1 protein-coding gene and 1 pseudogene are annotated in these 1,354 nt (G+C 74.2%); one reads left to right on the forward strand and one right to left on the reverse strand.

What is annotated here, in order from left to right; translation table 11 throughout:
* Positions 1–207: pseudogene (locus FV222_RS30750) on the forward strand (hypothetical protein); the annotation flags it as partial.
* A gap of 113 nt (positions 208–320) precedes the next feature.
* Here the strand turns inward: FV222_RS30750 and FV222_RS26245 are convergent.
* Entirely contained in the window at positions 321–1,160 is an 840-nt protein-coding gene (locus FV222_RS26245; RefSeq protein WP_147761630.1) for an SDR family NAD(P)-dependent oxidoreductase, read from the reverse strand.
* Positions 1,161–1,354 lie beyond the last annotated feature (194 nt).

Below are 1,354 nucleotides of genomic sequence, written 5' to 3' on the forward strand. Positions count from 1 at the left end.
CCGGAGGCCCCGTCCGCCGGACCTCCCGGTCGAGCTCGCCGAGCGCCGCGAGCACCGCGCCGCCTGCGGCGTCTCACGGACCTGCATCGCTACGTCCGCCCGAGGCGGCACGACGACGACGACGACCCGCCGCCGTGCCCGGTCGGCGTGATGCCGCGCCCGAAGACTCCCCCGAGCGCGGCGCTCGCCGCCGCCATCCCGGCCTGACGGCCGAGTCAGGTCTCGGCGCTGAGCGTGCTTGAAGCGAGCGAAAGCCCGGTGCGGCCCCGCACCGGGCTTTCGTCGTGGACGATCCGACGCCGGGTCGCGTCTTCGCGCGCCTACCCCTCCATCGCCCGCTGGAACGCTTCCGCATGATCCGGGTGCCAGCGTGAGAGCGCCGGGCGGTTCTCGATGATGTCGCCGGCCGCCCACGCGATCCGGCGCTCGTCCTGGGCGCGGGTGGTCTCGTTGTCGGGGCACAGGACGTAGAAGTCGCCCTCTTCCATCCGACCGAGCAGGAAGGTCACGGTCTCCTCCGGCGTCCAGGCGCCGGGCGGCTTCTCGGCGACGCCGCGGGCCTTGGTCAGCCCGGTGTAGACGAAGCCCGGGATCAGCAGGTGCGCCGTGGTGCGGCAGCCGTCCCGCCCGCGCAGGTCGTGGGCGAGCGCCTCGGTCGCCGCCTTCACCCCCGCCTTCGAGACGTTGTAGGGCGTGTTGCCCGGCGGCGTGGTGATGCCCTGCTTCGAGCCGGTGACGATGACGGCGCCGGGCTTGCCCCCCGCGATCATCCCCGCCGCGAAGGCGTGGATGCCGTTGATCACCCCCCACAGGTTGGTGTCGAGGATCCGGCGCCAGGTGTCGGCGTCGGAGAACAGCTTGCCGCCCGCCTCGATGCCGGCGTTCAGCATCACCACCGCCGGCGGTCCGCTCGCGGCGACCGCCTGCGCGAACGCCTCCATCGCCGCGCGATCCCCGACGTCGAGGGCAACGGCGCGGACCTCCACTGCTGCGAGCTTCGCCACCTCGGCGCGGGAGGATTCGAGCGCCTCGCCGGGAAGGTCGGCGAGCCAGACGTTCATGCCGGCCCGGGCGAAGGCCTTCGCCGCCGCGAGCCCGATGCCGCTCGCGGCGCCGGTGACGACGGCCGCACGGCCGGGTTCGATCGCTGGATGGGTCATCGGCGCCTCTCGCTGAACTCCGCTTCACGGTGAGGGTGGGGCGTCCGCCCGGATTGTCGAGGGCCGCGCAAGCCCTGCGCCCTGGCCATCGGCAGCGGCCTCTGCCACCGTCCGGCACGTTCCACGCACCGGGAATCGCCTGCATGCCCGCCCGCGCCCTGTCTGCCGCCCGCCCGCTGTCCGTGGCCCTCGCC

Origin of the sequence: Methylobacterium sp. WL103 (assembly GCF_008039885.1) — a bacterium.
GTDB lineage: Bacteria > Pseudomonadota > Alphaproteobacteria > Rhizobiales > Beijerinckiaceae > Methylobacterium > Methylobacterium cerastii.